Genomic DNA, 20915 nt, shown 5'->3' with positions numbered 1-20915 from the left:
ACCGATGCGATTGGCAACCTACAATATTGAATGGTTCGCCAATCTCTTCGACCGGCAAGACCGTTTGATCGTAGATGACAGCTGGTCCGGCAGATACAATGTCACCAAAGCTGAACAGATCGAGGCCATCGCAAAAGTGCTGACGGCAATCGACGCGGATGCCGTACTGATTGTTGAAGCTCCGAATACTGGTAAGACGCAGAATACGGTGCGTGCGCTGCAAGGGTTTGCCGAAGCGTTCGATCTGCGCATAGGAAACGCGATCATGGGGTTTCCGAACGATACCCATCAGGAACTTGCGTTTCTTTTCGATCCTCAGATCCTGTCATTGCGCCATGATCCCAAAGGAAACAAGGAAGGAAAAGGGGCTGCACCTCGTTTTGATGGCGTTTTCAAGATCGACCTGGATATTGATGCAACCGAGGATCATGTGCGCTTTTCCAAGCCGCCAATGGAGTTGTCAGCGCAGACGTCAGGCGGGGCGACGTTCCGCCTGATCGGAGCGCATCTGAAATCCAAAGCCCCGCATGGGGCAGAAAGCCGCGATGAGGCGATCCGGATATCCATCGCCAATCGACGCAAACAGCTTGCACAGGCTGTCTGGCTGGGGCGGCGAGTACAGGCGCATATTGCCGCTAACGAGCAGGTCATCCTTTTGGGCGATCTCAACGACGGGCCGGGCTTGGATGAGTTTGAAAACCTGTTCGGGCGCTCATCTGTCGAAATCCTGTTGCAGACCGGTCTGTTCGATCCGCATGCGGTGATGGCAAATGAGGCTGAATCCGAAATCTTACCCTCGTCCGCGCGCTTTGTGCGCCGCGACAGGGCTGATCATCTTGAGGCGCTGTTGGATTATGTCATGATCAGCGAAGGGCTGCGTGTTAAGCGCCCGAAATGGCGCATATGGCATCCTTTCCAGGACCCTGCATGCCATGCCTCGCGGGACCTGCACGAGGCGCTGCTGACAGCCTCGGATCATTTCCCGGTAACGCTGGATATTGATCTGTGACCTTTCATCGCCGGCGTTGGCGACTTATATCTGAAGCATGAAAAAGTTCATTTCAATATGCGTGGTCACAGCGGCCATGGGCGTTCCGGCACAGGCAGAGGACCACACAGACAAATCCTTGATGGAACAAGGGGCTGAGTTGTTCTTTGAAGGGCTGCGTCAGGAAATGGAACCCGCGCTTGAGGATTTGTTGGGGCTGGCAGATCAATTCGGCCCCGCGATGCAGTCGTTTTTTGAGGAAATGGGACCGGCCCTGGCGGAACTGGCCGCCGAAGTGCAGGACTGGAGCGTTTACGAGGCTCCGGAAATCCTGCCGAACGGGGATATCATTATCCGCAAAAAGCCGCCCGAGCCCGAGGTTGAGCCGGAAAAACCCGAAAATGAGCCCGAAGGCGAGATTGATATCTGAGGGTCAGCCTTTGATGATCAAGCGGGGTTCGGATTTCAGCGTGCTTGCCAATGAGTTCAGTCGTGCTTCGGCCACTTCGCTAAAGAGAGGGGCTGCGGCTTCGGGCAAAATCAGCTCTAGCTGACGTTTTTTAGGGTACAGCCGAAGCGTGCCCATCGTGGCTTCGTTCTGCATCCACAGCATTGCACCAAAGCGCATGGCTTTGCCCAGAATCTCGGCCTGTTCCTGATCTTTTTCGCCCAACAAGTCATAGAGAGGGGTAAACCGGTTGCCCTCACGCTTGTTGCGATACCTGTGCTGCAGGGCCAGCCCGATATAGACCCGTTCGGAATGCTTTAAACCGCCCAAGTTGGCGCGAGTTACGTAATCAAAGCAGGTTTCAGCTCGGTAATCCGGATGGGCGCGCCAACTGACATCGTGCAAAAGACACGCAGCCTTGATCAGCCTGACCCGCGCGGCCGGCGCGGATTTGAACAGAGGCATGACGAATTCGAACAGATGTTTGCCAAACCCGGGCAGGCGGGCATCTTTGGCTTCGGAAAAATAGCTGGCTTCGATCAGAGGGTCACGATCGCGCAGGATTTGTGGCATCTGTTCGTAAAGCAGGCCTTCGCGGATGCCATAGCTGGAAACGGCAATGTCCTTGGGTTTGAACGTTCGCACCAGTCGCGCAAGCACATCCATAGCATAAGGGATCAGCGCCATCCGAGAACCCGAGACGCCTGCCAGACTGCGCAGTTTTTCCGGGTCACCCTTTTCGATGAATTTGATGGTCTGATGCACCTGCTTTGTCGTCATCCGATATTCATGCAGCACGTTCAGGGGATATCCCCGGCGCAGCATGTCGAGCCTTGCAAAGGCCCGCCAGCTTCCGCCCACCAGAAACAGACGATCGCGCTGAGGGCCCATCTGGTCGCGCAGGTTTTCCATCGTCTCCTTGATTTGCGCCTTGCGCGCGCGACGACCGCCCTTGATATCCCGCAGCTTCAGCGGACCCAGGGCCGATGACAGGCGACGACCAACGTCGCCGCCACCGATCTCGGCCAGCTCCATCGAGGACCCGCCGATATCACAGATCAGACCATATGCACCGGGCCAGCCCAGTAAAACGCCCTGAGCGGACAGGCGTGCCTCTTCCCCGCCGTCGATGACCGAGACCGTCAACCCGGTTAGCGCGTGAACTTCGGCGCAGAAATCCGGGCCATCCTTGGCCTCTCGCACGGCGGCGGTGGCCACGACGTGCAGCCCCGGCAGACCCAGATCGTCTGACAGTCGGGAAAAACGCTTCAACGCAGCCAGGGCACGTATCCTGCCAAGCGGGTTCAGGCGGCCGGTCTCGGACAGGCCCGCGCCAAGCTCGCACATGACTTTTTCATTGTAGAAATAGGCAGGCGATCGCGCCGCACCATCAAAGATCACCATCCTGACCGAGTTTGACCCTACATCAACAACGCCGACGCGCGACAGGGCGCGGGCCTCGGGGTTGTCAAACAACGGCTTTCCGAAAGGTCCCCAGTCGGGAATGTTGGTATCTACGGCTTGATCCATATCTCGTCCAGATATTCCAGGCTTAAGATGCGAAATCACCGGGGACGGGTCAATCGCTGGTTTCGGCATCTTCCAGTTCCGCACTCAGTACTCGTACAGCCAGAGCCCGCGTGATGTCTCGTTTCTCAGACAGCGCCAGTTGATCCAGCAGCGCCACAGTGCTGGCGGCGGTTTCGAAACGGCGATCCATATGTTTGACGAGGTAAGCGATGACCTCGGGTCCGGGGTTCAGCTGTCGGTCTACGAACAGTTTGGCCAGCACGGCGCCCAGTAGCGCGTCATCGGGCGGGTCCAGCGCAACGTGATGTGCGCCTTCGATCCTGCTTTGCAGGTCAGGCAAGGGCAACTGCCAGAAATTTGGCGCCAGGCGCCCGGTCATCAGCAGGGCGTGGCCTTCTGCCAACACAAGATTGTGCAAATGGAATAGAGTTTTCTGCTGGTCCATATCGCCAGCAATCATGGGGACATCTTCCACTGCGATCGGTGTTTGGGCGAGGTCAGGAACCTCGTCGTGCTTGATCTGCGAGGCCTGCACAATTCGACCACCGGTCTCTGCCGCCCACACATGGGCCAGATGTGTCTTGCCCGCGCCAGCAGGTCCGCTGAGCACCAGTTTATTCCCCGGCCATGAGGTGGCCGAGATCATGGCCACGGCCAGAGCATTTGCGGGCGAGACGAAAAAATCCTCGCGCCCCAGCGCAGTCTTGGCCGGTAGATCAAAGCTCAGCTGTAGGGCCATTCAATCGTCTTCCTGGTCCAAACCCACAAGGCCAGTATACAGACGGCTATCCAAATAGATCGACGTGGCAAAGCGCGCCAGAACGCCAAGTGCTGCAGCGACCGGCACCGCGATCAGCATCCCGACAAATCCGAACAGGGCGCCAAAGACCGACAATGCCAGCAACAGCCAGACCGGGTGCAACCCGACCGAGCTGCCGACGAGCTTTGGCGTCAGAAAATTGCCCTCGGCCACCTGACCCAATGCAAAGACCGCTGCGACCAGCCCAATTTGCGTCCAGTCTCCCCAGAACTGGAACAGTGCCAAACCAATGGCCAGTGAGCCCCCGATCAGGGCGCCCAGATAAGGGATAAACGTGACTAATCCGGCGATAAATCCAACGACCAGCCCGAACTGCAGTCCGACGGCCATCAGCGCGACGGCGTAATAGGTGCCCAGGATCAGGCAGACCGTGCCCATTCCACGTACAAATGAGGCCAGAACGCTGTCAATCTCACCAGCCAGCCGCTTGATGGTGGGGGCGTGGTCGCGGGGCAAAAGCTCTGCGATACGAGCAATCATGCGGTCCCAGTCCAACAGCATGTAGACGGTGACCACTGGGACAATCACCAGCAGAACCACCACGTTGATGGCTGATCCAAGCGACGCAGCGACAGATTGCAGGACATCACCAGTTTTGGACTGAAGCGTCTCACCCAAGGACACCAGAAATTGGTGCGTGTTGGATTCGCGGTCCAAAAGCGACGGGAATTGCTGTTCGATAAACCCTCTTAGCTGCTTGAGAAGGCTGGGCATAACCTCGACCAGGTCGATCAACTGGGTGATCAGCGCCGGAACGACCATCAGGATAAGCAGTACGAAACCCAAAATGCCGACAACCGTGATTACCCCCGTAGCGGCCATGCGGGACAGGCCCAGCTTTTCAAGCCTATCCGCAACAGGATCAAGGAAATAGGCAATCGCGCCACCGATTACAAAGGGCAGCAATACATCGCCAAGTGCCCACAACAGCAGTACAATAACCACTGCGGCGATGCCCCAGTACCTGAGTTGATCTCTTACCGGCAAAGCCATGGCTGTCCCCTTGTTTCGGCACGTGCAAATGTTCTTGGCGTATGCGGCCCCACGATGCAAGCGCTTCATGACCCGCCAGAATCGCGCGGGGCTAATCGCTTAACGTGCCCAGTTCAGGGGTGGCGTCATGGGCTGTTTCGTCGGGCCAGTTGGTGCGCCAGATTTCGGCAGACCAATGGCCGCAATGAACGGATGGACGGTCAAAGCCGGGCAGAGGCGTCAAAAGCGGTTCGACAACCACATCATGCCGCGGCACCGCGAAATACGGGAAGGAATAGCGTTCCTGACCCGATCGGTTGACCACTCTGTGAGGGGTGGATTTCAACCGGCCACCCGACCATAGCTCTAGCATGTCGCCGATATTGACGACAAATCCATCCGGCGGGCAGTTGGGTGTGATCCAGCCGCCACCGCGGGTCTGAACTTCAAGCCCGCCGACCGGGTCAGGTGCGATGATGGTCAGCGCATCTGTGTCCTTATGCGGGTGGATTCCATAGCCGGTATCGTCCGGGGCCTGAGGGGGATAGTGCAGCAGGGACATATTGGTCATAGGATCATGAAACGCGTCTCGCAGCTGGTTCGCAGGTAGCTTCAAACCCATCTCCAGCGCGCCCAGCAGCATATGCGCGACACCGTCAAGCTTTGACCAGTAATCCAGAATCACCGCCTGTGCCCGTGGGACATGACGGGGCCAGATATTGGGACCATACAGGCCGCAATCTCCGCGGATGGGCGCTTCGATGGCCACTTGAAAGTGCAGCTTATAGCCCTCGTATTTATCCGCTTTGCCCGACCCGTCATTCGGGGTGAAAAATCCCATGGGTATGTATCCGCGATAGTTCTCGCGTGTGATCGCCTGATCCCATTTCGCATCATCGTCGATGTCGAAAATCGCCCGGACGCAAGTGCGCATGTTGTTGACGGTGTCCCGCGAAACGCCGGTGCCGGTAATCGACAGGAACCCAATCCGGGTGCAGGCATCCATGACTGCCTGAACGGTTGCGTTGAAATCGGGGTGACTGGAGTCACCCAGCGGAGCAATGTCGATTGTTGGGATGTGGTCCATCAGCGTATCCTCACGCCTTGCCGTGCCAGTTCTTTATGCACCGGGGCAAGGTTCAATTTATCGAGGTCTTGGTTGCTTTTGAGTGAAAGCGCAGCAGCAATCCCCGCGCCCTGACCCATGACCGTACAGCAAGCCATGTTGCGCGTCGCCGCATGGGCAATCCGGTCCGCCCCATGTGACCGGCCCGCGACCAGCAAGCCTCTGATCCCTTTGGGCAGCATCGACCGATAGGGGATATGCATGTACCGGCCCGTCGTGGGCAGGATCAGGATGCCATAGCCGTCGATGAATTCGGGGTAGATGCCGATGGTGTCTTCGAACCGGCCCTGATGACGGGCATCATCCTCGGTCATGTTGTACACCGCGTCGATCTTGCGGGTGTCGCGAATGCCGATGGTCATCCCGAAATTCCGCAGCCGGGCGTTCTCACACCCGGGCATGAACCGGCGCAGCGCCTCGATGGCGAGCATTGACTGACGCCGCCCTTCGATCTCACCGCGGGTCATGCTGTCGGGATCGGTGCCATCGATCTCGGCCAGATGAATCAGGTTCATATAGGTCAGCTCACCGGTGTCATGCATCGCGCCCCAAGTGCCCGCGATGGTGTTCAGATGTGCCGGGATCAGCCCCTGATCAATCGCCTGCTGGAACGGTTTGTGCACAAAGGGCGAGTACATGTCGTCCTCTTTACCGCTAGTCTCAATGTTCCATTCGCCGCCACCGCCCCAATCCTTATAGGTCTGGGGGTCGGCCTTTACGCCTTCGATAAAGGCGCGCTTGTCGACGCCCGCCAGATGGAACATGACCGAGGCCGCCATCATGTCTTCGCGTGCGGTCTTGTGCGTGGGCGCACCGGCGCGATGGGCGACATCTGCGTCCCCTGTAGCGTCAATGACAACCTTCGCCAGTATCGCCTCGCGCCCGGCTTTGGATTCGGTGATGATGCCGGTGATCCGGTCGCCGTCCATGATCGGAGCCACGAATTGCCGGTGCAGCATCGGATGCACACCGGCCTCTTCGATCAGTTTGTCGGCGACCAATTTGAACCCTTCGCTGTCCAACTCATAACTCAGCGACTGACTTTCTGGCACCGCCGCACCCATTTCCTTGGCGCGGGTTTCGAACTCCATGCCGATGCCGCCAGCCTCGACCGTTTGCTCGTGGCGATACCATGCAAAGCCTTCAACGCCGACAGCAGTGATATTGCCGCCCATGCAGCCGAAGCGGTCGACCAGCGACACTTCGGCCCCGGCTCGTGCGGCCGCCAGCGCTGCGGCCAGACCTGCAGGGCCAGAGCCTACGACAAGAACATCTGTGCTGTGCACAACCGGGATCTGACGGGCGGGTTCTTGAATGGTCTGCATGGGCGCCTCGGTGACTTTACATTGCCGCCACATTTGACGCAGCTGACTGGCGGGTCAATCAAAAAACCGACAGGCCCGTGGTCGTAAAATCCCAATGCGTGATTGCCCCCGGCGGGGCTTTGGCATAATCACCTTTGAAGTCGAATTTTACCTCTAAAGGTCAAGCCATGCGCCTCAGCCGTTACTTTCTGCCCGTTCTCAAGGAAAACCCCTCCGAGGCTCAGATCGTCAGCCACCGGCTGATGCTGCGCGCGGGCATGATCAAGCAGGCCGCTGCTGGGATCTATTCCTGGCTCCCGCTGGGGTTCAAAGTTCTGCGCAAGCTGGAAAACATCGTGCACGAAGAACAGGCGCGAGCGGGTCACATCGCCATTCAGATGCCTGTCATGCAATCGGCAGATCTGTGGCGCGAATCCGGACGTTATGACGACTACGGCCAGGAAATGTTGCGAATGAAAGACCGGCATGACCGGGACATGCTTTTTACCCCGACTGCAGAGGAACTGGTGACCGACATTTTTCGGGGTCATGTCAGTAGCTACAAGGACCTGCCGCTGACGCTCTATCAGATCCAGTGGAAATTCCGCGATGAAATCCGTCCGCGTTTCGGCGTGATGCGGGGCCGCGAGTTCTATATGAAGGACGGTTATAATTTCGACCTGACCAAAGAGGATGCGTTGCACGCCTATAACCGCCACCTGGTTACATATCTGCGCACCTATGAGCGCATGGGCTTGCAGGCGATCCCGATGCGCGCCGATTCCGGCCCAATCGGTGGCGACGATACGCATGAATTCCTGGTTTTGGCTGAAACCGGCGAGTCTGAGGTATTCTATGACAGCGCCGTCACCGACCTGACTTTTGGCGACCGTCAGATTGACTATGACGACCGTGGTCAATGTCAGTCCATTCTGGAAGAGTTCACTTCAAAATACGCCCGCACCGACGAGACGCATGACGAGGCGCTGTTCAATCAGGTGCCGGAAGATCGGCGCCGTGTGGCGCGCGGGATCGAAGTTGGCCAGATCTTCTATTTCGGCACAAAATATTCCGAACCTCTTGGGGCAACCGTTCAAGGCCCCGATGGCAAACCAGTTCCGGTCCATATGGGTAGCCACGGCATCGGTGTCAGCCGCTTGGTTGGCGCGATCATTGAAGCCAGCCATGACGACAAGGGCATCATCTGGCCAGAGGGTGTGACCCCGTTCCATTGCGGTATCGTGAACCTGAAACAAGGCGATGACGAAGCGGACGCAGCCTGTGAAAAACTCTATGCCGCGCTGACCGTGCTGGGGTTGGAGCCACTTTATGATGACCGTAACGAACGGGCAGGCGGTAAATTCGCCACGATGGATTTGATCGGCCTGCCTTGGCGGATCACGGTCGGTCCGCGCGGCCTGAAGAACGGTGTGGTGGAACTGACTTGCCGCCGCACAGGCGAAAGCGAAGAGTTGAGCCCCGAAGCCGCCGTCACCAAGATCGCCGAGATCTATGAGCGTATCGCCTGAAACCGACGCGCCGCTGATCTCGGTCATCACGGCGACATATAACCTACTGTCCCAAGGGCGGCAGGACAGTTTCCGCGAAGTCATAGCCTGTATGGCCCGGCAGAGTTGCGACCGGGCCGAACATATCATTCAGGATGGCGCATCGGATGACGGCACTGTGGCGTTTCTGGAAGAGCTGACGGCAGGTGCACCACGAACGCGCGTGATCAGCGCGCCTGATACTGGCCTGTATGATGCCATGAACAAAGGCGCCGAGGCTGCACAGGGTGAATATCTGCTGTTCCTGAACTCGGATGACTCGCTGGCATCGGATGGCATTTTGAACACCCTTGCCGACCTGCTTGCGGAATCTCGACCGGATTTCCTGTATGGCTCGACCCTGCGCAAATACGAGGACGGTTCGGAAAGTCGGGAAAAGCGCATGTCGCTCAAAGCGATCCTGCAGCGGATGCCGTTCTGCCACAATTCGGTGTTGCTGCGGCGGGATGTGTTTCAGGCGCTTGGCGGGCATGACACGCAGTTTCGGGTGGCTGCGGATTATGACCTGATGCTGAGGCTTGTCGCTACCGGATATCAGGGAGAGCGCACGGATGAGCCTGTTTCCATGTTCTGGGGCAGAGGCGTAACCAGCGACATTGTCAAAACCGCCGAGGATTATGCCCGCGTCTGGGTTCAATTCTATTCAGGTTTCAATGCAGCGCGGACCCTGACCCAACAGGATTTCTTCCGGTTCTACCGCCGCGGACATATGCCCGCCAATCTGATGATTGAATTGCTGCGGCGCCCAGATACTCCGGTCGGGATCAAACTGGCGGCACGCCATAGCCTATGGAAAACGGCCCGCCGATCCGTACAGTTTTGGCGGCGCTATTAGTGGCCTGTCGCAGTCGGTCGGACGGATAGCAGATCGCCATCAGCCTCGGATCCGCGTGGAACAACGATCGGACGGCCCAAGCGATTGACCAGGTCCTTAAATTCGAACCCCAGAAAGCGTATTCCGCAAACACGGTCGCCAGTCATGCGATCGGTGATACAGAGCCGCCCCTGTCGAAACGCCAAATGGTACCCTTTATCTTTCAGGATATCCGTCAGATTGCCCCAGCTTGCGGCACCGGAAAATATCGGGCGTATCGCCGCGCGCAGCAGTGCTGCGGTCTCGCAATCAATTTCTGTAGATAGTTTCCGGGCCGAAATTGCGCCCGGTTGTTCTGTTTCAGTACGAATATTCATGAGCGACCCCCGCTCTGGAAATGAATTCCCCCACAAAGTAGGGTGACAAAGTTTCTTTAAATAATCAAAAAGCGAAATAATATTGCGCCTAAAATGTTGCATTTTGAGTGCAGTTTCACCCTGAATGCTCACATTGACTTCATAGCTGAAACAATGCGGTGCTGTCTGTGAAGGGCTTCACAACCAAGGGTATAATGCGGCATGTGGAAATCATCCGTATTTTCAAAAACCCCGACCTGATTCGCCGATGGTTGAATTTCTTGCGGAATTGGATCACCTGGAATTTGCTGATACACGGGCCGAAAATCACAAAAGGATCCACGGTTTGCTGAGCTTCACAACCGTCGTCTATTCCAAAGACTTCCCCTTGCTTGAATTGCAGGCATTGTCTTTCGCCCGATTTGTTGACCCTGATCAGGTCGGCTCGATCCGGGTGATCATGAACGATGTGGACGAACCGGCACTGCGCGCGATGGTGGAACCGATTTTGGCTTCTTACGGTCCATTGCGACCCAAAGTTGAAGTCCTGAGCGGCGATGACGTATTGCTGGCTCCCGGGCAATGCGCGCGCCGGTCGATCTCGGACAGGATATTGGTCGAAAACCGATACCGCATTCCGGGCGCGCGCAAGGGTGGATGGCGTGGCAACAACGGATACCGGACACAGCAAGTTTTGAAATTGGGATCTGCTCGGGCTGCCTCGACAGAAAACATTGTAATACTGGACACCAAGAACCTGTTTCTGCGCCCCTTTCAGGAGGCCGAGTTTTTCTCGGACAGTGGTGCGGCGCGGATTCCGTTTATCGGTGTGAACAGCGATTATCATAGACGCTGGCTGGAACAGAGCTTTGATGCGCTGGGCGCGTCGATCCCGGAAACGGACGGCATTCAGACAACAAATTTCGCAACGCCGTATCCTGTGCGCCGGTCGCTGATCCTGAATCTGCTGCAAGAGATAAATGCGCGCCACGGATCGGTTCAGTCGCTATTTGCCTCTCGCAGGCGCCCGTCTGAGTTTATGTTGTTGAATGCATTTTGTCTGAAATCCGAAGCCGGTTTTGCGCCTTGGTTCGAACCCTCGGGAAACACTAGCATAGGGCTGTGGCCATCCTTTTCGGCGCAGAAACTGACTGATGAGCTTTCCCGCCTCGACGATCCGGAAACTCTGACCCTAGGCTTGCATAACAGAGCGCTTTACAAGCTGCCCGCCGACATTCGAAACCGGGTGTTTCACGAGCTGGAAAGCCGCGGTATCTGCGATCGTTCCTTCGCCGAGGCCGCCTTGAACAGAACCGCTGCTTTGACGGGGCAAGTCGAAGTGGGCGGATAACCGGCTTGACCCCCGGTCGAATTGCCGAGAGGGTCGCCACAAAACAAAACAAGCGGAGCAGACATGGCCAAGACACCACCGCCATTTGCGCTTTTTGAGTGGAAAATCGCTTGGCGATACCTGCGTGCGCGCCGTGCTGAAGGTGGCGTCAGCGTGATGACATGGATTTCGCTGATCGGGATTACCCTGGCAGTGTTTGCGCTGATCGCCACATTGGCCGTCAGGTCCGGTTTCCGGTCCGAATTTGTCGGAACCATTCTGGGGGCTAACGCCCATGTGACCGTGTATTCATCGGGTGAGTTCACTACGCAGGGGCAGGTAGATCGCACTATTGCGGATTATACGGACATGGCCGACCGGATCGCTCAGGTTCCGGGCGTTCAGCGTGCAGCACCTTTGGTGAAAGGTCAGGTTCTGATCACCAATCGCGACCGCAGCAGCGGGGTTGAGGTATTTGGCATCCAGCCCGAAGATTTGCTGGAACTGCCCGGTGTCGCCGAAAGCGAACAGGCGGTTGGTGATCTGTCGATGTTTCAGAACGGCCAGGACGTCATTGCCATAGGTTCAGGCGTCGCGCGCAGCATCGGGGCGACGGTGGGCGATACCATCAAGCTGACCTCGCCCAATGGGGTGAAGACCGCGTTTGGCACCTCTCCCCGAGTGAATGCCTACCAGGTGGTTTATGTGTTTTCTGCTGGGCGTTATGACATCGACCGGACGCGGGTCTATATGCCCTTCGAACAGGCGCAGGGTTTTTTCAACCGCGAGGGTGTGGCTGATGAGATCGAAGTTATGGTTGACCGCCCCGAAGAACTGACGCCGATCCTGATCCCGATCCTTGAAGCCGCAGGCGAGCGCAGCCAGATCTGGACATGGCAGGATGCCTCGGGCGGGTTCCTCCGCGCGCTTGAAGTGGAAGACAACGTCATGTTCATCATCTTGTCGATCCTGGTTCTGATCGCGGCGATGAACATCGTCTCGGGTCTGATCATGCTGGTGAAAAACAAGGGTCGAGACATAGGCATCCTGCGCACGATTGGCCTGAGCGAAGGCTCGATCCTGCGCGTGTTCTTTATCTGCGGGGCATTTACGGGGATCATCGGCACTGCGTTGGGCGTGGTGCTGGGCTGTCTCTTTGCAATCTATATCGACCCAATCTTCAGTTTTGTGAACTTTGTGATGGGGGGCGGGGTTTGGGATCCGTCCATCCGCGGCATCTATGCGCTGCCTGCCGAGCTGCATCTTTCGGATGTGCTCAAGGCCGTTGGCCTATCTCTGGGCTTGTCATTCCTGGTCACCTATTTCCCCGCCCGTCGCGCGGCGCGGCTGAACCCTGTTGAGGCGCTGCGCTATGAGTGATGTAATGATGCGATTGGCCGGTCTGACCAAGACTTACCTCAAAGGCACGCCGGGCGAAGTTCAGGTGTTGCGCGGTGTCGATTTGGACCTGCGTGCGGGCGAGGCCGTGGCTCTTGTGGCGCCCTCTGGTGCCGGTAAGTCGACGCTGTTGCATATTGCCGGATTGTTGGACACACCCGACACAGGATCGGTTGAGATTGTAGGCCAGAACGTGACCGGGAAAGGTGATCGCACGCGAACTGCGTTGCGGCGGCAGGATGTCGGCTTTGTCTACCAGTTTCACCATCTGTTGCCAGAATTCACCGCGTTGGAGAATATTACCCTCCCGCAGCTGGCCAATGGCGTGTCCGAGAAGGCCGCTCAGGAACGGGCGATGTCCCTTCTGGATCATGTCGGCGTCGCCGCGCGCGCCGATCACCGGCCGGCCGCCCTGTCTGGCGGTGAGCAGCAACGCGTGGCCTTCTGCCGCGCATTGGCTAACAAGCCGCGGGTTCTGCTTGCGGATGAGCCGACGGGCAATCTGGATCCTGAAACCTCGGATCAGGTGTTTGACGCTTTGATGGCTTTGGTGCGGGACGAGGGGCTCTCGGCTCTGATCGCCACGCATAACATGCAGCTTGCCGCCCGGATGGACCGAACACTGAGGCTGGACGGAGGCGCGCTTAGGCCAGTTGAGTGATGGCAACGCCTGCAGCCATCACTGCGATACCGCTTGCGCGAATCCATGTCAGCGGGGTGACCTGCGCGCCAAACAAGCCGAAGTGGTCGATGGCTGCAGTGCTGACGAGTTGCCCAAGAAGGACAAAGAACACCGCGTTGCCGACCCCAAAATGTGGCGCAACATGGGTGATCGACAGAACGTAAAAGGCGACAAGCACACCGGCCAGAAGCAGGTGCTTGGGGGCATCGGCAATTTTTGAAAGGGCTCCAAAGCCGGGAAAAACCACCATCAACGCTGCACTTGATGCAAAGGCTATCGCAAACAGGACCACAGCCGCTGTTGTTGGCGACCCGATCAATTTGCCCAATGCGGCATTCAACGCGGCAAGGATCGGAACCCCAATTCCAGCCACAAGCATAATAGCAGCATATTGTGTCATGCGGTTTTCCTATTGCCTCGTTGATCTGGATCATTGCGCCAAGCCCAGGCACGGGCAAGCCTGAAAATGTCAAATCTGACAGGAGGATGTGATGATCAGACAGGCAATGGGGGCGCTATCGATAGCGGCGTTTGTGACGGCGTCTCAGGTCAGCGCGCAGGATGCAGATACCGGCGCCGAGCTGTACCAGCATTATTGTGCAACCTGCCACGGGATCGACGCGACGGGCTATGGTCCAATGGCAGGCGTCCTTGTTATTCAGCCAACTGACCTGACGCGGCTTGCAAGCAGCGAAGGGGTATTCCCGACCGCTCGTGTTGTGGCGCGCATAGATGGACGAGACCCGCTGGTCAGCCATGGCAGCCCGATGCCAGTCTATGGACCGTATTTCGAAGGGCAGGATACGGCGATGAAAACACCAGATGGGCAGCCGATCCTGACCAGCCAGCCGATCGTGGATCTGGTGGCTTATCTGCAGACGCTGCAGGCCAACTGAACGTCACCGACAGATTCCTTCGATCTCGGCATCGGCCCAGGGGATGACCACTGCGCTTTGACGCTTGTCACCACGTAGCGGAGCCAGATCGAAATGTGCGCCCAGCATCTCGTGCAGACGTCTGGTGCGGGGTGCCGAAGGATCCAGCGCCCGGCAACAAATGTATTCTTCGACAATGGCGCCCTGCTGTTCGAACCCGTAGGAAAGGAAATCTGGCGAGCTCTCCAGGTCGAATTGATAGGGGTCGTTATTCCCGCCATGCTCGGCTGCGGCGCGCAGCGGATGATAGCCGGTCTTCTTGCGGTTTTGCCATTGCCACACATGGGTCAGTTCATGACCCAGCAACATCGCCGCGATCAGGTTCATCCGATCCGGGAATTCGGACATATAATCGTCCAGATACCAGTCCCGGGTGAAATAGACTTTGTTGAACAGGGCCACTGCCGCGGGTTTTGCGGTGACGACACCTTCTTTCGGGGCGGGAAAAATGCGCTCGCGGCAGGCAAGGCGTGACCGATCTTTACGATAGAAAGTTATTGGCGCGACTGGTGCGCCTTCGACCAACCGCACTTTGTTGAGTTTCAGCGTATCACCCTGAAGTGTGCGGGTAAAAGCAGCCTCCTGATCAGTCAGGGGGCGACCGCAAGCGGTGAATACCAAAAGGGACGTCATCAAAATGAGGCGTAACATGACAAAAAATCTATTCTGGCAGCACACGTGTGCAAATGGTTTTTTTACAGGCTCATTGCCAGGACGCGGCTGATTTCTGTCAGAGATCGCCCGGACTGTTCCATCCATGTGTTGAATGCCGCTTGAACCGAGGCCATCGCCTTTTTCGATGTCGGCGGCTTATCGACCACGCCCTCGGCCACCAGCCGTGCGGTCACATCCTGCGACAGGATGAAACTGTCACGCCCCGCAAATCGCATCGCATATTGCGCCGATGCGCCACCCAGACGCGACCCTCGCTTGCTCAGCATGTTCAGCAAACCGACATAGTCATCCGAAGGCCACCCACCCAGAATCTTTCCGACGCCACCTTCTTGGCGCAGTTCCAGCAAAAAGGCGGCATTGTCGCGGACCGTGGCGATCTTAGTGCCATTGCGCACGATCCGAGTGTCCTGCAGCAGAGCATCGAATTTTTCGTCGTCCATAAAGGCGCAGCGTCCAATGTCGAACCCGTCAAAAGCAGTTTCGAACCCGTCCCATTTGTTTTCGATGACCTTCCAGTTAAACCCGGCCTGAAAGTTGCATTTCGTGATAATCGACAGCCAGCGATCTTCGGGCATTTCAGCCAGTTCCGCAGGGCTTTTGGGTTTGGAAAGCTTGTTGCTCAGGGCATCTGTCCCGCCGTGACGGCTGGCGGCTATGGCGAAAATCTCGTCGAAATGGCGCATCTGCAGAATCCTCCAAACCTAGCGTCGCGTTTTGCGGTCGATGTTGCAAGGTGGCCCGGGACACGTGCCTGCCAAGGCAAAAAAACATCCCAAGCCCAAAAGAAATGCTCGACAAAGTGGGTGATTCTGGTTTGTGATTGACTCGTCAATCAATATCCGCACCGCAATGCTGGGGAAATGCAGTGTGCGCGGGCGCGTAGCATGATGCTGAAAGAGTGGAAACACTGGGGCAAAGGGGCGAGTTATTCCGTGCCGCGCCGAACTGTCTGCTTCCCTTCTTCGCCAGTTTTTGTGCATGTTGCGACATGGATTTGTCACATGACAAGCCGACTGGCGCGTAACAGCGCGCCGGACCGGGCAAAACGAATATTGCAGGGAGAAAATCAATGAAAAAACTGAGTGTAAGCCTGATGGCGCTGACCGTTGCAGGCTCTGCCTATGCCGCCGAGATGGGGGCCGTGGATCAGCCGATCAAACTGGCGATCAACGAATGGACTGGCCAGCACGTGACCACCCATGTCGCGGGTGAGATGCTGAAAGCTGCCGGATACAATGTGGAATATGTGACCGCAGGCATGATGAATCAGTTCCAGGCGCTGGCCGATGGTGACATCGACGCGACCCTGGAAATCTGGTCGTCCAACGTATCGGATGAATATGCCAAGAAGATCGACGAAGGCACCGTCGTTGAAATCGGCGATCTGGGCCTCGACGCCAAAGAAGGCATCGCCTATCCCGCGCATGTGGCTGATCTGTGTCCCGGCCTGCCCGCATGGGAAGCGCTGAAGGACTGCGCGCAGGTATTTGCGACGGCCGAAACACTGCCCGGGGGCCGTCTGGTCGATTACCCGGCTGATTGGGGTACGCCCGGCGCTGACCGTATGGTGGGCCTGGATCTGCCGTTCAAAGCGGTTCCCGCAGGTTCCGAGGGGGCTTTGATAGCCGAGCTTCGGGCCTCGACCGAGCGCAACTCGCCGCTGCTGATCACCTTCTGGCAACCGCATTGGGCCATGTCGGCCTATGATGTGCAATTCGTCGAACTGCCAGCCGTGGAAGACGCCTGTTTCACCGATCCCGCTTGGGGCCCGAACCCGAACGCTGTGAACGATTGCGATTTCTCGCCGTCGCGCATCTTCAAGGCAGGTTGGAGCGGCATGGAAGACAAATGGCCCGCAGCCTATGAAATCCTGACCAACTATCAGCTGGCGGTTGAAGATCAGCAGCCGATGATGGGTGCGATCGACGTTGATGGTGGTTCCGTCGAAGAGGTCGTCGCCGCTTGGATGGCTGAAAACGAAGGCAAATGGCGCCCTGTTGTTGACGCGGCAACGCAGTGAGCTGACATCAGTGACTGACGTAAATTCGCCAGCCATCGCCTGCCAGAATCTCTGGCAGGTGTTTGGCCCCGGCGCTGACAAAGCCCTGACCGACGCGCTGTCTCGGTCAGGGAATGACGCTGACAAAGCCGCTGCCGATCTGCGGGAAAACGGGTTCATCCCCGCCGTTCAGGATGCCAATTTCGAGGTCAAGGAGGGCGAGCTGTTTGTGATCATGGGCCTGTCCGGTTCGGGCAAGTCCACTTTGATCCGCTGTATCTCGCAGCTTTTGCCGGGCACGGGTGGCGAAATCCGTGTGGATGGCGAGAACGTCATCGGCGCGTCAAAGAAAGCCATGACCGAGCTGCGCCGCAAAAAGCTGGGCATGGTATTTCAGCATTTCGGCCTGTTCCCGCATATGACCGTTGCCGAAAACGTCGCCTATCCGCTGCGTGTTCAGGGTGTTAGCCGCAAAGAGCGGCAGGCCCGTGCGCAGGAGGTGATCTCGTTGGTCGGTCTGGAGGGGCGCGAAGACAGCTTCCCGCGTCAGCTTTCGGGTGGTCAGCGGCAGCGTGTCGGGATTGCCCGGTCTCTGGCCGTGAACCCCGATATCTGGTTTTTGGACGAACCATTCTCGGCCCTCGATCCCTTGATCCGCCGTCAGTTGCAGGATGAATTCCTGCGCATTCAGGCGACGTTGCAGAAATCCATCGTCTTCATCACCCACGATATTCAAGAGGCGCTGAAACTGGCCGACCGGATTGCCATCATGCGCGACGGAAAGATAGTCCAGATCGGTACACCCACCGATATCGTACTGCGCCCGGTGGATGATTACGTGCGAGAGTTTTCAAAGGATGTCGCCAAGGGTCAGCATGCCAAGGTCGCATCGGTCATGCGCCAAGACGGAGAGCGGGGACCAGATGACCCTGGCCTGACAACCTCGATGACATTAGACGCTGCATTGGCGCACTGCATGGAGTTATACGAACCGGTGCCCGTCAGGGATGCCGATGGTAACATCGTCGGAACGGTTCATCCGTCCGATCTGGCCGCCGCCCTGCAGGTTGATGAAACATGACTGTAGCGACGGAAGTTTCTGTGCCGCAGGCGCGCCTGAGCATTGGCGCGCGCGCCGCACTGATCACAGTCATCGTCGGTGCGTTGTGTCTGGCGCTGGAAGGCGTCGCGCCCTGGCTGGTCAAATGGCCCGCAGGCTGGGAACTGCCTGCAACGCAATGGGTCGGCACGTTTCTGGACTGGTTCCTGAACGGGATCAAACCGGCGGCGCGGCTGTTTTCCGATCTCATGGCCTATCCCATGAACTGGGCCAACTTTGTGCTCGGCAATACGCCATGGCCCATCCTGATCGGTCTGGTGACTGCGCTGGGTTGGTATCTGGGCGGTTTGCCGATGGCGGCGCTGGGCTTTGTGGGCCTTAGCTTTGTGTTGGCATCGGGCTATTGGGCCGAAAGTATGAACACCCTGGCGTTAGTGGCCGTTTCCGTGCCGGTTGCGCTGATCATGGGCGGAGCTATCGGTATCCTTGCCAACGAAGTACCGCGCGTGAAGTCATTTGTGCAGGCCGTGCTGGACGTGATGCAGACCGTGCCGACATTCGCTTATCTGACGCCGCTGCTGCTGCTGTTTGGTTTCGGTCCTGTGGTTGGGCTGATCGCCTCGGCCATCTATGCGGCCCCTCCGATGGCGCGCAACGTGATGTTGGGGCTGGAGCGGGTCGAACCGGAAATCAAAGAGGCTGCCATCATGTCCGGCGGCACGCGGTTTCAACAGCTGTTTCAGGTCGAGATCCCGGCTGCAGCCACGCAGATCATGGTCGGTGTGAACCAGTGCCTAATGGCTGCGCTGTCGATGGTTATCATCGCAGCCGTCATTGGCGGCTTCAACGATATCGGTTGGGAGGTTCTTCTGACCATGCGCAAGGCACAGTTCGGCGAAGCCTTGATGGCCGGTCTGGTGATCGTGGTCTTTGCCGTCGTCATCGACCGGATGAGCGGGACGCTGGCGACCGAACGTAAACGCTATGACCAGCGTGTCGCCTGGGCAGTAATTGGCGTTGCCGTGCTGTTCACCGCTGTCTTTTGGACCAGGCTGCCGAACCCGTCCGAACTGACCATTCTCGACCCGCTGGCCGGGGTGATTGACGGCGGGCTGACGGCGTTTACCCAGGCTAATGGGCCGTGGCTTGACGCGCTCAAGAACAACTCTTTGTTCTATGTGCTGCTGCCGCTTCGGATTGGTTTGGACCAGGCCGTGCTGCCGTTCACATGGGGTTTTCAGTGGACGCCCGTGATGAGCTATGGCCTGTTCGCCGCCGCCGCAGCGATTGCTGTGCTAATGGCATGGCGCGGACACTTGACCGGCGGGCTGGTGATGCTGATCCTGATCGGGATGCTGGAAACCGGCATTGCCAATCTGCCCTGGCCTTTCGTTCTGACTGCCGCCGCCGCGTTGGGTTGGGTGGCAGGGGGCTGGCGATTGGCGGCGCTTTCGGTCGGATTGCTCTGTACCATTCTTGTCTCGGGCCTGTGGGAACGCGCGCTGTTATCGCTGTATCTGAGCGGTGCTGCGGTGTTTTCTTGTGCCGTAGTCGGCGGTGTGATTGGTCTGGCCAGTGCAGTCTGGTTGCCTGTTTGGAAGGTGGTCCGCCCCGTCTGTGACATGTTGCAGACGATCCCACTGTTCGTGTTCCTGATTCCTGTGCTGATGGTGTTTCAGATCGGCGAGTTTTCGGCCTTTCTGGCAATCTGCGCCTATGCCGTTGTTCCGATGATCCGCTACACACGGCACGGGCTGGTCAATACACCGGATGAGATGATGGAGGCCGCCATCTCTAGTGGCGCGACCGAGTGGCAGATCATGCGTGACGTGCGCGCGCCTTATGCTGCGCCGACTATCTTACTGGGTCTGAACCAGACCATCCTTTACGCCTTTGCCATGCTGGTGATCGCTGCGCTGATCGGAACCACCGGTCTGGGCCAGTCGATCTATCTGGCGCTGGGGCAGGCGGATGTGGGATTGGGGATTTCAGCAGGGGCGGCGATGGCTATCCTTGCGCTGATAGCTGACCGCATCGTGCAGGGCTTTGCCGAGGAACGTCGCAAGGCGCTGGGCCTGTAAACATCGGTAGAAAGGCGGAACAACCGCCTCTCTGCCTCATTTGATTTCGGGCAAGGACGTTCCGGCGCAGGTGATTAAACCTGGCGCAAATGATCGGAGACTACCATGGCAGGCTGGCCCCTATTCTTTGCTGCACTGATAGCGTTTCTGGCGACCCATGCGATACCAGCGCGCCCCGCTGTGCGCGATCGCCTGATCACTACGTTCGGACGGCGCGGGTATTTCGTGGCTTATTCCATCTTGTCTCTGCTGGTTCTGGGTTGGTTGATCATCGCCGCAGCGCAAGCCCCGTATGTCGAGGTGATCCCACCCATTTGGATATTCCGCTGGATTCCCGTTCTGATGATGCCCGTTGTGTGCTGGCTCGCGGTTGCGGGCTTGACGATCCAGAACCCGTTTTCATTTGGTGGCTTGGGCCAGCGCCCGTTCGATCCGGAAAAGCCCGGCATTCTGCGCACCACGCGCCACCCGGTTTTGGTGGCGCTGTTGGTGTGGGCTGTCGCTCATCTGCTGGCCAATGGCAGCCTGTCCCACGTGATTTTGTTCGGTTTGTTTGCGGTATTTGCTGCGATGGGGCTGCCGCTGATTGATCGACGCAAGTCCCGTCAGATGGGTGCTGAATGGGGTCGGCTGTCGCGCAACACTGCAAGGTTTTCTTTGCGTGCGCCACGCCCTTGGCCGCCTGTTTGGATCGGGTTTGTAGCGCTGGTGGCATTTGCAATCCTGCTTCACCTACACAAACCGGTGATCGGATTGTCTCCGCTGCCATAAGCTGAGTGGTGGTCGGGGCGGGTCGTGCGTGCTATTTGATGTTTCGAATTGTTGCGAC

21 protein-coding genes are annotated in these 20915 nt (G+C 57.8%); 12 read left to right on the top strand and 9 right to left on the bottom strand.

What is annotated here, in order from left to right; all coding sequences use genetic code 11:
* The first annotated feature begins 4 nt into the window (after positions 1-4).
* Positions 5-1009 (top strand): endonuclease/exonuclease/phosphatase family protein, encoded by a 1005-nt coding sequence (locus tag AC2FJW_RS12590; RefSeq protein WP_496750233.1) that lies wholly within the window; start codon positions 5-7, stop codon positions 1007-1009.
* Positions 1010-1046: 37 nt separating this feature from the next.
* Positions 1047-1418 carry a hypothetical protein gene (locus tag AC2FJW_RS12585; protein ID WP_496750232.1) on the top strand — a complete coding sequence of 124 codons (372 nt, stop codon included), beginning with the start codon at positions 1047-1049 and terminating at the stop codon, positions 1416-1418.
* 3 nt (positions 1419-1421) lie between these two features.
* Here the strand turns inward: AC2FJW_RS12585 and AC2FJW_RS12580 are convergent, their stop codons facing one another.
* The 5 genes from AC2FJW_RS12580 to AC2FJW_RS12560 all read right to left on the bottom strand — a co-directional run bounded on the left by AC2FJW_RS12580 (position 1422) and on the right by AC2FJW_RS12560 (position 7209).
* Entirely contained in the window at positions 1422-2966 is a 1545-nt protein-coding gene (locus tag AC2FJW_RS12580) for a Ppx/GppA family phosphatase (RefSeq protein WP_496689682.1), read from the bottom strand.
* 49 nt (positions 2967-3015) lie between these two features.
* Positions 3016-3705, bottom strand: a complete 690-nt coding sequence (locus AC2FJW_RS12575; RefSeq protein ID WP_142636820.1) for a P-loop NTPase family protein — start codon at positions 3703-3705, stop codon at positions 3016-3018.
* Positions 3706-4779 (bottom strand): AI-2E family transporter, encoded by a 1074-nt coding sequence (locus AC2FJW_RS12570; RefSeq protein WP_496750231.1) that lies wholly within the window; start codon positions 4777-4779, stop codon positions 3706-3708.
* A gap of 91 nt (positions 4780-4870) precedes the next feature.
* Positions 4871-5845 carry an isopenicillin N synthase family dioxygenase gene (locus AC2FJW_RS12565; protein ID WP_496750230.1) on the bottom strand — a complete coding sequence of 325 codons (975 nt, stop codon included), beginning with the start codon at positions 5843-5845 and terminating at the stop codon, positions 4871-4873.
* Positions 5845-7209, bottom strand: a complete 1365-nt coding sequence (locus AC2FJW_RS12560) for an FAD-dependent oxidoreductase (RefSeq protein WP_496750229.1) — start codon at positions 7207-7209, stop codon at positions 5845-5847. Before AC2FJW_RS12560 ends, AC2FJW_RS12565 begins: the two co-directional genes overlap by 1 nt.
* A 167-nt stretch (positions 7210-7376) precedes the next feature.
* Here AC2FJW_RS12560 and proS point away from each other — a divergent pair, with 167 nt between their 5' ends.
* Positions 7377-8717 (top strand): proline--tRNA ligase, encoded by a 1341-nt coding sequence (gene proS / locus AC2FJW_RS12555; RefSeq protein WP_271949474.1) that lies wholly within the window; start codon positions 7377-7379, stop codon positions 8715-8717.
* Positions 8701-9591 (top strand): glycosyltransferase family 2 protein, encoded by an 891-nt coding sequence (locus tag AC2FJW_RS12550; RefSeq protein ID WP_282027547.1) that lies wholly within the window; start codon positions 8701-8703, stop codon positions 9589-9591. Before proS ends, AC2FJW_RS12550 begins: the two co-directional genes overlap by 17 nt.
* Here the strand turns inward: AC2FJW_RS12550 and AC2FJW_RS12545 are convergent.
* The gene (locus AC2FJW_RS12545) at positions 9588-9947 is read right to left on the bottom strand and encodes a hypothetical protein (RefSeq protein WP_281994920.1); all 360 of its coding nucleotides are present in this window, start codon (positions 9945-9947) and stop codon (positions 9588-9590) included. The genes AC2FJW_RS12550 and AC2FJW_RS12545 overlap by 4 nt on opposite strands.
* A gap of 247 nt (positions 9948-10194) precedes the next feature.
* Here AC2FJW_RS12545 and AC2FJW_RS12540 point away from each other — a divergent pair, with 247 nt between their 5' ends.
* From AC2FJW_RS12540 to AC2FJW_RS12530, 3 genes are all read left to right on the top strand, one after another.
* The gene (locus AC2FJW_RS12540; protein WP_496750228.1) at positions 10195-11277 is read left to right on the top strand and encodes a DUF6492 family protein; all 1083 of its coding nucleotides are present in this window, start codon (positions 10195-10197) and stop codon (positions 11275-11277) included.
* 63 nt (positions 11278-11340) lie between these two features.
* A complete protein-coding gene (locus tag AC2FJW_RS12535; RefSeq protein ID WP_496750227.1) occupies positions 11341-12636 on the top strand; it encodes a lipoprotein-releasing ABC transporter permease subunit in 1296 nt (431 codons plus the stop codon).
* Positions 12629-13315 carry an ABC transporter ATP-binding protein gene (locus AC2FJW_RS12530; protein WP_496750226.1) on the top strand — a complete coding sequence of 229 codons (687 nt, stop codon included), beginning with the start codon at positions 12629-12631 and terminating at the stop codon, positions 13313-13315. Before AC2FJW_RS12535 ends, AC2FJW_RS12530 begins: the two co-directional genes overlap by 8 nt.
* Here AC2FJW_RS12530 and AC2FJW_RS12525 read toward each other — a convergent pair.
* Positions 13299-13736: a DMT family transporter gene (locus AC2FJW_RS12525; RefSeq protein WP_142636840.1), complete on the bottom strand. Its 438-nt coding sequence runs from the start codon at positions 13734-13736 to the stop codon at positions 13299-13301. The genes AC2FJW_RS12530 and AC2FJW_RS12525 overlap by 17 nt on opposite strands.
* Positions 13737-13827: 91 nt before the next feature.
* Here AC2FJW_RS12525 and AC2FJW_RS12520 point away from each other — a divergent pair, with 91 nt between their 5' ends.
* Complete coding sequence (locus AC2FJW_RS12520; RefSeq protein ID WP_496690926.1) at positions 13828-14232, top strand: c-type cytochrome; 405 nt, start codon at positions 13828-13830, stop codon at positions 14230-14232.
* Positions 14233-14235: 3 nt separating this feature from the next.
* Here AC2FJW_RS12520 and AC2FJW_RS12515 read toward each other — a convergent pair whose 3' ends face one another.
* Together AC2FJW_RS12515 and AC2FJW_RS12510 are read right to left on the bottom strand one after the other, a co-directional pair.
* Positions 14236-14922 carry a hypothetical protein gene (locus AC2FJW_RS12515; RefSeq protein WP_496750225.1) on the bottom strand — a complete coding sequence of 229 codons (687 nt, stop codon included), beginning with the start codon at positions 14920-14922 and terminating at the stop codon, positions 14236-14238.
* 44 nt (positions 14923-14966) lie between these two features.
* A complete protein-coding gene (locus AC2FJW_RS12510) occupies positions 14967-15629 on the bottom strand; it encodes a DNA-3-methyladenine glycosylase I (RefSeq protein ID WP_496750224.1) in 663 nt (220 codons plus the stop codon).
* Between the two features lie 386 nt (positions 15630-16015).
* Here AC2FJW_RS12510 and AC2FJW_RS12505 point away from each other — a divergent pair, with 386 nt between their 5' ends.
* From AC2FJW_RS12505 to AC2FJW_RS12490, 4 genes are all read left to right on the top strand, one after another.
* Positions 16016-16966 (top strand): ABC transporter substrate-binding protein, encoded by a 951-nt coding sequence (locus AC2FJW_RS12505; RefSeq protein WP_496750223.1) that lies wholly within the window; start codon positions 16016-16018, stop codon positions 16964-16966.
* 10 nt (positions 16967-16976) lie between these two features.
* Positions 16977-18026 (top strand): quaternary amine ABC transporter ATP-binding protein, encoded by a 1050-nt coding sequence (locus AC2FJW_RS12500; RefSeq protein WP_271949493.1) that lies wholly within the window; start codon positions 16977-16979, stop codon positions 18024-18026.
* Positions 18023-20086 (top strand): ABC transporter permease, encoded by a 2064-nt coding sequence (locus AC2FJW_RS12495; protein WP_496702051.1) that lies wholly within the window; start codon positions 18023-18025, stop codon positions 20084-20086. The genes AC2FJW_RS12500 and AC2FJW_RS12495 overlap by 4 nt, the downstream gene beginning before the upstream one ends.
* A gap of 105 nt (positions 20087-20191) precedes the next feature.
* Complete coding sequence (locus AC2FJW_RS12490; protein ID WP_496750222.1) at positions 20192-20857, top strand: NnrU family protein; 666 nt, start codon at positions 20192-20194, stop codon at positions 20855-20857.
* The last annotated feature ends 58 nt before the right edge of the window (positions 20858-20915 follow it).

It is taken from the genome of Ruegeria sp. CDSA020 (genome assembly GCF_059612345.1).
Note: the sequence above shows the minus strand (reverse complement) of the source record. Positions and strands in the feature narration are given on the sequence as shown.

Coding starts and splice junctions, on each gene's coding strand:
- AC2FJW_RS12590 (WP_496750233.1), top strand. CDS start 5: ATGCGATTGGCAACCTACAATATTGAATGGTTCGCCAATCTCTTCGAC.
- AC2FJW_RS12585 (WP_496750232.1), top strand. CDS start 1,047: ATGAAAAAGTTCATTTCAATATGCGTGGTCACAGCGGCCATGGGCGTT.
- AC2FJW_RS12580 (WP_496689682.1), bottom strand. CDS start 2,966: ATGGATCAAGCCGTAGATACCAACATTCCCGACTGGGGACCTTTCGGA.
- AC2FJW_RS12575 (WP_142636820.1), bottom strand. CDS start 3,705: ATGGCCCTACAGCTGAGCTTTGATCTACCGGCCAAGACTGCGCTGGGG.
- AC2FJW_RS12570 (WP_496750231.1), bottom strand. CDS start 4,779: ATGGCTTTGCCGGTAAGAGATCAACTCAGGTACTGGGGCATCGCCGCA.
- AC2FJW_RS12565 (WP_496750230.1), bottom strand. CDS start 5,845: ATGGACCACATCCCAACAATCGACATTGCTCCGCTGGGTGACTCCAGT.
- AC2FJW_RS12560 (WP_496750229.1), bottom strand. CDS start 7,209: ATGCAGACCATTCAAGAACCCGCCCGTCAGATCCCGGTTGTGCACAGC.
- proS (WP_271949474.1), top strand. CDS start 7,377: ATGCGCCTCAGCCGTTACTTTCTGCCCGTTCTCAAGGAAAACCCCTCC.
- AC2FJW_RS12550 (WP_282027547.1), top strand. CDS start 8,701: ATGAGCGTATCGCCTGAAACCGACGCGCCGCTGATCTCGGTCATCACG.
- AC2FJW_RS12545 (WP_281994920.1), bottom strand. CDS start 9,947: ATGAATATTCGTACTGAAACAGAACAACCGGGCGCAATTTCGGCCCGG.
- AC2FJW_RS12540 (WP_496750228.1), top strand. CDS start 10,195: ATGGTTGAATTTCTTGCGGAATTGGATCACCTGGAATTTGCTGATACA.
- AC2FJW_RS12535 (WP_496750227.1), top strand. CDS start 11,341: ATGGCCAAGACACCACCGCCATTTGCGCTTTTTGAGTGGAAAATCGCT.
- AC2FJW_RS12530 (WP_496750226.1), top strand. CDS start 12,629: ATGAGTGATGTAATGATGCGATTGGCCGGTCTGACCAAGACTTACCTC.
- AC2FJW_RS12525 (WP_142636840.1), bottom strand. CDS start 13,736: ATGACACAATATGCTGCTATTATGCTTGTGGCTGGAATTGGGGTTCCG.
- AC2FJW_RS12520 (WP_496690926.1), top strand. CDS start 13,828: ATGATCAGACAGGCAATGGGGGCGCTATCGATAGCGGCGTTTGTGACG.
- AC2FJW_RS12515 (WP_496750225.1), bottom strand. CDS start 14,922: ATGTTACGCCTCATTTTGATGACGTCCCTTTTGGTATTCACCGCTTGC.
- AC2FJW_RS12510 (WP_496750224.1), bottom strand. CDS start 15,629: ATGCGCCATTTCGACGAGATTTTCGCCATAGCCGCCAGCCGTCACGGC.
- AC2FJW_RS12505 (WP_496750223.1), top strand. CDS start 16,016: ATGAAAAAACTGAGTGTAAGCCTGATGGCGCTGACCGTTGCAGGCTCT.
- AC2FJW_RS12495 (WP_496702051.1), top strand. CDS start 18,023: ATGACTGTAGCGACGGAAGTTTCTGTGCCGCAGGCGCGCCTGAGCATT.
- AC2FJW_RS12490 (WP_496750222.1), top strand. CDS start 20,192: ATGGCAGGCTGGCCCCTATTCTTTGCTGCACTGATAGCGTTTCTGGCG.